This is a genomic window from Sorlinia euscelidii, from assembly GCF_036452135.1.
Lineage (GTDB): Bacteria > Pseudomonadota > Alphaproteobacteria > Acetobacterales > Acetobacteraceae > Sorlinia > Sorlinia euscelidii.
This window is the reverse complement of sequence record NZ_JAWJZZ010000004.1, coordinates 1-7,500: the sequence shown is the minus strand read 5'-3', so window position 1 is coordinate 7,500 and position 7,500 is coordinate 1. Positions and strand designations below refer to the sequence as shown.

9 protein-coding genes (1 of these 9 only partly in view) are annotated in these 7,500 nt (G+C 58.3%); 4 read left to right on the top strand and 5 right to left on the bottom strand.

The genetic code is table 11. The features are described 5' to 3' along the window. From CGLAMM_RS08050 to CGLAMM_RS08035, 4 genes are all read right to left on the bottom strand, one after another. Nucleotides 1–676: the 5' portion of a D-tagatose-bisphosphate aldolase, class II, non-catalytic subunit gene (locus tag CGLAMM_RS08050; protein ID WP_394819112.1), read on the bottom strand. The gene continues 593 nt to the left of window position 1, outside the view; only the first 676 of its 1,269 coding nucleotides appear in the window; the start codon lies at nucleotides 674–676; the stop codon falls past the left edge of the window. Further along, the gene (locus tag CGLAMM_RS08045) at nucleotides 673–1,629 is read right to left on the bottom strand and encodes a tagatose kinase (RefSeq protein WP_394819111.1); all 957 of its coding nucleotides are present in this window, start codon (nucleotides 1,627–1,629) and stop codon (nucleotides 673–675) included. The genes CGLAMM_RS08050 and CGLAMM_RS08045 overlap by 4 nt, the downstream gene beginning before the upstream one ends. 269 nt (nucleotides 1,630–1,898) lie before the next feature. Continuing rightward, nucleotides 1,899–2,840, bottom strand: coding sequence for a 2-hydroxyacid dehydrogenase (locus CGLAMM_RS08040; RefSeq protein WP_394819110.1), 942 nt, complete (start codon nucleotides 2,838–2,840; stop codon nucleotides 1,899–1,901). 151 nt (nucleotides 2,841–2,991) lie between these two features. After that, entirely contained in the window at nucleotides 2,992–3,555 is a 564-nt protein-coding gene (locus tag CGLAMM_RS08035) for a DciA family protein (protein WP_394819109.1), read from the bottom strand. 63 nt (nucleotides 3,556–3,618) lie between these two features. Between CGLAMM_RS08035 and CGLAMM_RS08030 the strand changes: the two genes are divergently transcribed. Together CGLAMM_RS08030 and CGLAMM_RS08025 are read left to right on the top strand one after the other, a co-directional pair. Continuing rightward, a complete protein-coding gene (locus CGLAMM_RS08030; RefSeq protein WP_394819704.1) occupies nucleotides 3,619–4,653 on the top strand; it encodes an A/G-specific adenine glycosylase in 1,035 nt (344 codons plus the stop codon). An 80-nt stretch (nucleotides 4,654–4,733) separates the two neighbouring features. Beyond that, nucleotides 4,734–5,411 carry a hypothetical protein gene (locus CGLAMM_RS08025; RefSeq protein WP_394819108.1) on the top strand — a complete coding sequence of 226 codons (678 nt, stop codon included), beginning with the start codon at nucleotides 4,734–4,736 and terminating at the stop codon, nucleotides 5,409–5,411. Nucleotides 5,412–5,413: 2 nt separating this feature from the next. On the opposite strand, the gene CGLAMM_RS08020 is transcribed toward CGLAMM_RS08025, so the two are convergent. Further along, entirely contained in the window at nucleotides 5,414–6,832 is a 1,419-nt protein-coding gene (locus tag CGLAMM_RS08020) for a cryptochrome/photolyase family protein (RefSeq protein WP_418115562.1), read from the bottom strand. A 177-nt stretch (nucleotides 6,833–7,009) separates the two neighbouring features. Here CGLAMM_RS08020 and CGLAMM_RS08015 point away from each other — a divergent pair, with 177 nt between their 5' ends. Both CGLAMM_RS08015 and CGLAMM_RS08010 read left to right on the top strand, forming a co-directional pair. Next, on the top strand, nucleotides 7,010–7,168 hold the full coding sequence (locus CGLAMM_RS08015; RefSeq protein WP_394819107.1) for a hypothetical protein: 159 nt from the start codon (nucleotides 7,010–7,012) through the stop codon (nucleotides 7,166–7,168). 20 nt (nucleotides 7,169–7,188) lie between these two features. Continuing rightward, nucleotides 7,189–7,347 (top strand): hypothetical protein, encoded by a 159-nt coding sequence (locus CGLAMM_RS08010; protein ID WP_394819106.1) that lies wholly within the window; start codon nucleotides 7,189–7,191, stop codon nucleotides 7,345–7,347. The last annotated feature ends 153 nt before the right edge of the window (nucleotides 7,348–7,500 follow it).

Sequence of the window (7,500 nt, the reverse complement as noted above, 5' to 3'; positions counted from 1 at the left end):
CAACGCCCGGTTGCACTACAATCCCGATCACGCGCGCCCAGGCCTGAGGGATTTGCGCCTGAAAAGACGCTTTATGGACGCGGTACGTCGCCTGCACCGATTCCGGCGTCGTCGGGGCGAGATGGTCAAGCGCTTCCGTCGCGCCGCCCGGCGTCGGGATCTCCGTCCCGATAATATAGACGGGCGGGATTTTCGCATGGGCCTCCGCCCGCGCCGCCATCATGACAGCCCGTTCAGCGACGATATCATCGGGCAAATGGGCGGCCTCACCCGCGCAACCCATACTGGCATCAAGGTGGAGTTTCACGAAACCGGCCTCAGCGTAAGCGGCGATCATGTCGCAGGCTTTCTGCATGGCCTCGTCAGGCGGCAGATTTTTCCATGGATTGGGGCCGAGATGGTCTCCACCCAGTATCACGCGGTCATGTGGAAGCCCCACGCGGTCGGCGATGTCGAGGACATAGCGCCGGAAATCGGCTGGCGTCATGCCCGTATAGCCACCATCCTGGTTCACCTGGTTACAGGTCGCTTCAATCAACGCCATGGTTCGTCGTCGCGCCGCGCGGGCCAGGGCCGCTTCAATGACGATCGGATGCGCGGAACAGACGGAAACGATGCCCTGAGCCTTACCGGCATCATAGGATGCGCGAAGATTTGTCAGAGGATTGTCAGTCATACGCTTACCCCTTTTTCTCCAATAAAAGCGTCCAGCGCCGCGAAATCAGCGCGCCCTTCCATCGGTCCGAGCACGGACACGGCGAGGGCACCGCTGGCGGAAGCATAACGCAGGCTCGTTTCAACTGACTTGCCGAGATAGCGGCAGGCGACATAAGTCGCGCCGAAACAATCGCCAGCGCCGGTCGGGTCTATTTCCGCAACCGGAAAGGCCGGGACGGCAATGCGCTGGTCACGGCTGAAGAAAACGCAGCCCTCTCCCCCTTTTTTGAGGATGACCTCCGACACGCCGAGGCGGAAGATTTCTTCAATAGCGCCTTCCTCATCCGTGGCGTCGGTGAGGGCCACCAGCTCATTGCCGCTGGGGAGGAAAAGATCGCAGCATTTCAGGATATTCAGCATGGCGCCGCGCATTCCGGGGGCGCATAGCATCTCCTTACGTATATTCGGATCAAAGGAAACCTTGCCGCCTTTCTCCCGCACTTTCTGCACGGCAATCATCGCTTCCTCAATCATGATCGGGGAAAAGAGTGACGAGCCCATGAGGTGGAAATGCGCGGTCTGATCAAGCAGGTGATGCGCTGCCGCTGTCAGTCGCGTTTCCGAACAGGCGCCGCCACGAATATTATAGACGAAATCCCGCGATCCATCGGGACGATAACGGACGAAAGCACTGCCTGTCGTGAGATTGGGGGAAAATGCGATGGCAGAGACATCGACACCGTCGCGCTCGAGGCGCGCGATATTTAATCGCCCGAAATCATCGTCCCCGACGCAGGAGATAATGCCGCAGGGCACTTCGAGATGCGCCACCTGATCAATAAAAATCGCGGGTGCACCGGAAGGGAATGGCCCACGCAAACCCATCGTTTCCTGGAAGCCGACACCCACCGTGTCCGCGACAATTTCGACGAGGATCTCGCCGAATGTGATGATCTTCCCCCGCGTGCTCATACCGCCATATCTCCGTAACGCATCAGCCCGAAATACTAAGCCTGTTTTAACGGCAAACGAAGAGTACGACCGCGAAAATCGCGATATCGTCAAGGGAAAAACGAGATTTATACCGAAATAGGTGGTTCTCTCCCCTTAACCGACGCGCAGAAACGCTTGTGAACCGGATAAACACTGTCGCAAGCGTGAACGCCGAAACGTTACAGTACGGTTTAACGCGCGAATCACGAAACGTGACAAGGCGCGACACGGCCGCACGTCCCGACAGCTCAAAAGGCGAGTGGCGTCAGTAAAGGGCGCGCAGCGAATTGCGCGTCGAGGTTTCGGAAAACGAGCGCCGCCATCTCAGCCCGTGTCTCCCGCGTGGCGGAGGCGATATGCGGTTGCAGAACAACGTTGTCACATGATTTCAGAGTCGGCGGCACATGCGGCTCATCGGCGAAGACGTCCAGCCCTGCCCCTTTGATCCGCCGTTCCTGAAGCGCCGAGATCAAGGCGGGCTCATCGATCACGGAGCCACGCGCTACATTGATGAGAAACCCGTCAGGCCCCAGCGCATCCAGCACGTCCTTATTGACCACGTGCCGTGTCGCGTCTCCCCCGGGAAGGCACAGGACAAGCACGTCAGACCAGCGGGCAATCGAGATCAGGTCGGGGTGGTAGGAAAAAGGGCTGTCCTCTTTGATGCGACGATTATGGTAGCCGACTTCCATCCTGAAAGCCTGCGCACGCCGCGCGATTTCAATGCCGATATCGCCCATCCCGACAATGCCCATGCGCTTGCCTTTCAGTGACGTGGAAAGCGGGAAATGATGCGTCGGGCGCCAATCGCCCGCGCGGACGAAGCGATCAGCAGCGACGACGCGTCGTAAAACGCCCAATGTCAGGGCAAGGGCCATATCCGCAACGTCGGCCGAAAGCACCCCACGTGCCGTCGTGACGTTGATCTGTCGACGGCGACATGTTTCCAGATCAATCCGATCATAGCCCACGCCGCAGACACTGATGATTTCAAGATTCGGTAGAGCCTCAAGAAGTTCTCGCGGCGCGCCGCGCGCACCATCTGTGATGAGCCCCCTTATCCTGTGCGCTGCCGCGCCGATAGCCTCAATGGATTCATAATCATGCAGGATATATTCATGCGTCCTGGGCGCCTGAGCATGGGCAAATTGTGGCGCCAGGATAAGAATATCGATGGGTTCCGCGTTCATCCTGTTATAATCCTCTCACGATGCATCGACGGGTCGCAGCGATCGACCTGGACGCGGACGGGATTAACCCGACTCAAATTTATGAATATCGGCACGCAGTCGCACAAAGCGGCCCTGAGAATCAAGCCGGGTTACGCCAGTGGATGTCGTTTCAGGAAGGCGGTTTATCGCGTTCCCGCGCGGAGATAAGACCCCCTAATCGTTGCAATACATCCTGGATCGGCTGATGATGACCTTCTTCAATCGTGATCGGCTCCGCCGGTATGCGCGCTGGACGTTCAGTAACCTCTTCCAGAACCGCATCATGAATGATTCGCACCCGGGTCACGATCGAGGATTGGTCCCTGAAAAGTAGCGGGGATTGACGACCTCCGCGTGCAGACGCCCCACCCGCCAAGCCATTGATGCGTTCCAGGAGTTGGGGAATCAGATATTGCATCTCAACCGCGACAGGCCCGGCACAGGCGATTGTCAATGTGCCGCCTGACAATTTCCTTGGCGTTGACATTCGCGCCAAGGAAGGCCCGACAATATGTGGCCAATCGAGGATAATCTGCACAGCGAGGCTGGGCCGGCGTTTCAGGGCAGGGCGGGCGACAGGATCAATCAAGGCGCCGAGCGCCCTCATGCCGAAAACACGCCGCGCCTCTTTTTCCACCGGGCCGGGCGCGGGACGGGTCGTCCTGGGCTTGCGCGCTGTGTCGGATTTCTTCATATCGCTCGTGTGACCTTCTCTGCTGCCTCACTGCTGCTCTGGTATGATCATCACCGCCGCATCATGCCGTGGCGCGCCTTGCCGGGGCAGAAATCGGACCCCTATCACGTCTGGCTGAGCGAAATAATGCTGCAGCAAACAACGGTTGTGACGGTACATGATTATTTTTTGAGGTTTATCGCGCGTTTCCCTTCGGTTCAAGCTTTGGCCGCGGCACCGCAGCATGACGTCATGGCGGCCTGGGCCGGGCTGGGCTATTACAGCAGGGCGCGCAACCTGCATCTTTGCGCGCAAGAACTGGCGGCGCGCGGCGCTTTCCCCCAAACCGTCCCGGCTCTGGAAGCCCTGCCGGGCATTGGCCCCTACACGGCGCGGGCCATTGCCTCCATCGCCTTCAATGTGCCGGTCATCCCGGTTGACGGCAATGTCGAGCGCGTTACGGCGCGGCTCTTTGCAGCCGGGACGCCGCTCCCCGCCGGGAAGAAGCACCTTGCCACTCTCGCCGCGACATTGAATGACGACGCGCCTGCGCAGGCGCGGGCGTCCGATTTCGCGCAGGCTTTGTTCGATCTAGGTGCCACAATCTGCACGCCGCGACGGCCGAAATGCATGTTATGTCCGTGGCAGCAGGATTGTGCCGCGCATCGACAGGGAAAAGCTGAATCTTACCCGGTTAAAGCGCCTAAAAAACAGCGTCCCGACAGCCATGGCACGGCGTTGATCATCCGCGGACCGGGCCCCTCTGTTTTATTGCGAAAACGGCCGGATAAGGGGCTCCTCGCGGCGATGATGGCGCTCCCCGGAAGTGACTGGATTTCCGTTTCCGCGCCGCCTGATAGCCTGCAGAAAGGTGCGTCCGCCGGACCATGGCTGTATCTCGGGCGGGTCAAACATGTATTTACGCACCTGACCCTTTATCTTGACGTATATGAGGTAGAAGTCACTTCATGGAACGCCGCGAGGACATCGTGCCTCGCCCCCCTCATGACGCCGGAGATGATTGTCGATGCGGTGCCGTGCGCGATGGAGGATCTCCCCGATCAGGCCCTCCCGAGCCTGATGCGGAAATGCCTCGCTTTGGCCAAACTGCCAGCTTGAGCCGGAAGATGGTTTGCGTTATCCAAAACAACATCAAGAATTGAATCGCCGATATTGTCTGGACCGCCCGCCGGGCCGACGTGACCGCCTGTTATCAGGTGGATGGTAAAAGGACGATCATGCAGAATCTCGGCTTTTCCCTCCGACGTTACTGGTTGCTCGATTATTTTGGCCGTTTTGTTGATCTCGATCTTTTGCGGGATCATCTCAACACGATCAACCCCGCGCCCGGGCGCGTTCCGGGCATTTTTCTGCGCGCGCCAAACCCATTGCCCGAGAGATTTGAGGCCATGCTTGAAAAAGCCGTGTCCCTGCCCATGCCGCTACCGAAAATGAAAGTCGAGATCTCCGCCGGTAATCTCGCAACATTCCTGTCGTACGATGGCGCGCACCCGCGATATATGCGGAGCACGCCGAATTTCCACATCCACATGGATGCAGAGCACCCGAGTGAATGGGAACATTTCTCGCTTTTGACGGACGGCTTCCTGCGCGCCTGCGCCACTCTGATGCATGGTGATAGGATTACCATCGCTTCCGAGGCCGGGGAGGAACTTGGCCCCATGCGCCTGACAGAGGGGCATCAGATTCTGATCGGGCCACATGCCTACCCGATACGCGATAATATGGAAGTCATCGAATCGTTCGACGCGTCCCTTCCCCTCAGAGAGCCGATCCCACTTGACCTCGTCTCAGGCGAGGCGACGCATACTGTCACCGTTTCCGCAAAACAGGCCGTTCAGAGCGCGACGCCCTGACGTTAGAGAGCTTCAAAGGCTTTCATGGCGCGGGCACGCCCTTCCTTGATGTCGATGCACGGATTCGGGTAATCCTTCCCCAGAGTGATCTGCGCTTTTTTGAGGACATCCTCCGGCGCATCCCAGGGATGCTGGATGTAAGCGTCCGGAAGTTTCGCGATCTCAGGTATAAAATGGCGGACATAATCACCCTGACCATCAAATTTTTCACCCTGAAGGACAGGATTGAGGATACGGAAATAAGGCGCCGCGTCGATCCCGGAACCCGCGACCCATTGCCAGTTCATGGCATTGGAGGCCGCGTCCGCATCGACCAGCGTATCCCAGAACCATGCCTCCCCCTCCTGCCATTTTGTCAGCAGATGTTTGGTAAGGAAGGAGCCGACAATCATGCGCACGCGATTATGCATCCAGCCTGTTTGCCATAATTGACGCATCCCGGCATCGACGATTGGTATCCCCGTCTGGCCCTTCTGCCAGAGGCGGATCATGTTCGGCTCATGCCGCCACGCCATATGGTTGAATTGAGGCCGCAAATTTTTCGTCGTCATATCGGGGCTGTGAAGCAGATTGTAAATCGCGAAGTCTCGCCAGGCAATTTCTGACTGGAAGCGCGCCTTCCCCCGACTACGTTTATCCGCAATGGCGTGGAATATCTGTTTCGGGGACACATGCCCGAAGCGCAGATAGGGCGACAGGCGTGAGGTCGCCTCGAATGACGGGAAATTTCGTTTGGCGTTGTAGTCGGCGAGGCCATTTTCTGTAAAATCGCGCAGGATTTCCAACCCTGCCTCTTCCCCCGGTGTCCAGACTTCCGCAATCGATTTGGCCCAATCGGGTCGGGTCGGCAATAAGGCGCTTTCATCAAAAGCCGTGACGTCACCCGGCAATTCCGCGTCAGCGATAAAAGAAATATGGGCCGGTGGCGGCAGGGGCGGATGAATCGGCGGCCCCGCCTGCATGGCGCGCCAGAAAGCCGAAAACACTTTAAAAGCCTGCCCCGCGCCGTTCTTGATCGTTTCAGGGGGACAGAGAACCGCGGCGTGATATTGGTGAAACCCTATATTGTCCTGCTCAAGTGCCTTACCGATGGTCGCGTCAACATCGCGCTCCGCCGACCCGTAACGATAATGGGCGTAGACGTCCGAAACCGCAAAATGACGCGCGAGGTGCGGCACAATGTCCCGCGCATCCCCTTCGACAACCAGCAATTCGCCACCGCGCTTGCGGAGCGCGGCGCGCAGGGACGCGATCGCACCATGCAGCCACCAGCGCGCCGCGCCACCCATCGGGCGGATTTTCGGGCCTTTATCCAGCATGAGGAGGCAAATAATGTCGCGTTTATCTTTACAGGCTTCACTGAGCGCCGGGTGGTCAGCGAGACGAAGATCATCCCGGAAAAGCACCATGGGTCTGGCCAAATTCGCGTTCCTCCAAGGGGATGAGTGACAGAGCGAAGACGCTTGATGAACTTCCACGTCCCTGCAACGCCCCTACCAGTCGCATTATGACCAGTGGGCGCAGATTTTTGAACATGAAAAAGTAACTCCTGACATCATAAAACGTTTTTTATCTCTGGTTATTTACGGAGAAACTCTATGCAGAAACCATCTACTTCAGATATCGGTCGCGGCCTTGTCGCGGCGACCATGATTCTTGCACTTGCTGCTTGCAACACGATCGGCGGCGCGGGACGTGATGTCAGCGCGACCGGCAATGCCGTGACAAGCGGGGCAAGCGCGGCCACACCGCGTTGACCCGACCAAAGGTGACGATCATGTCCAACTTGTTTAATGCTAAACCCGTCTGGCGTTTCGCTTGCGCCGTCGCTTTTCTCGGCGGCCTCGCTGCCTGTCACACGATTGGCGGTGCCGGGCGCGATGTCAGCGCGGTTGGCAATTCTGTCTCAAGCGGTGCCAACGCCGCGAAACCCTGATCTCTGGCCCTCGGCTTTTGCTTAAGGGCTGAAGACCGGCGGACAGGATTCATCACGGCCCGAAAGCATCTTCCGTGTTCGGGTTGGTTCGCGTCGATAGTCTATCCCGCCCCAGGGCGGCAATTTTCTTCCGATGCGAAAAGGGCGGGGCGC

What these genes read in the sequence shown, in the direction of transcription:
- CGLAMM_RS08045 (WP_394819111.1), bottom strand. Translation starts at nt 1,629, where the DNA reads ATGAGCACGCGGGGGAAGATCATCACATTCGGCGAGATCCTCGTCGAA.
- CGLAMM_RS08040 (WP_394819110.1), bottom strand. Translation starts at nt 2,840, where the DNA reads ATGAACGCGGAACCCATCGATATTCTTATCCTGGCGCCACAATTTGCC.
- CGLAMM_RS08035 (WP_394819109.1), bottom strand. Translation starts at nt 3,555, where the DNA reads ATGAAGAAATCCGACACAGCGCGCAAGCCCAGGACGACCCGTCCCGCG.
- CGLAMM_RS08030 (WP_394819704.1), top strand. Translation starts at nt 3,619, where the DNA reads ATGCCGTGGCGCGCCTTGCCGGGGCAGAAATCGGACCCCTATCACGTC.
- CGLAMM_RS08015 (WP_394819107.1), top strand. Translation starts at nt 7,010, where the DNA reads ATGCAGAAACCATCTACTTCAGATATCGGTCGCGGCCTTGTCGCGGCG.
- CGLAMM_RS08010 (WP_394819106.1), top strand. Translation starts at nt 7,189, where the DNA reads ATGTCCAACTTGTTTAATGCTAAACCCGTCTGGCGTTTCGCTTGCGCC.